Origin of the sequence: Herbaspirillum sp. UBA812 (assembly GCF_002296545.1) — a bacterium.
Classification (GTDB): Bacteria; Pseudomonadota; Gammaproteobacteria; order Burkholderiales; family Burkholderiaceae_D; genus Herbaspirillum; species Herbaspirillum huttiense.
In genome coordinates, this window is sequence record NZ_DBIC01000184.1 from 1 (window position 1) to 599 (window position 599).

General features: G+C 54.1%; 1 protein-coding gene and 1 pseudogene. One reads left to right on the forward strand and one right to left on the reverse strand.

Going from position 1 to position 599, the window contains the following annotated elements:
- Positions 1–143: DNA-binding protein (locus tag B3873_RS12180; protein WP_286866359.1), on the reverse strand; the 143-nt coding region annotated here is incomplete at its 3' end.
- Between the two features lie 168 nt (positions 144–311).
- Here B3873_RS12180 and B3873_RS12185 point away from each other — a divergent pair.
- Positions 312–599 (forward strand): annotated as a pseudogene (locus B3873_RS12185) (Tn3 family resolvase); the annotation flags it as partial.

Consider the following 599-nt stretch of genomic DNA (forward strand, 5'->3'; position numbering starts at 1 on the left):
TTCAGGTATTTGTGGATTGTAGTCTTGGAGCCGGTATTGCCCAGCTCCACCCGAACGGCGTCCACCGACGGATGCCGGCCCAATGCCAGCAAGGAATCGCGCGCTTTCTTCACTTCCGATTTGTAGAGGCCGGTACGTGCCATGGTCCAAATTCGTTATTTGATGATGTATTACATAATACGTAATTACATACTATTATTGAAGAGTATTTATGCAGATGTCGAAAATAATTAAGACAAGATATTGGATGATTATCGAATCTGATCGCGTAAAATCCTCCGAATCTGCCCTCACCCGTCTGTAATGAGCCCATGCCAGCCGCACCAGCACCGTTGAATATCGATGACTATCTGCACGCCGCCACGCGTGACAACACTCGCCGCAGCTATCGTGCGGCCGTGAAGCATTTCGAAGTGGAATGGGGTGGTTTTCTGCCAGCCACGGCGGACAGCCTGGTGCGCTATCTGGCTGAGCACGCCGGCAAGCTGGCCCACAACACGCTCAAGCAGCGCATCTCCGCGCTGGGCCAGTGGCATGTGGATCAGGGATTCCCGGACCCGACCAAGGCTCCGGTCGTGCGCAAGATGCTGCGCGGCATC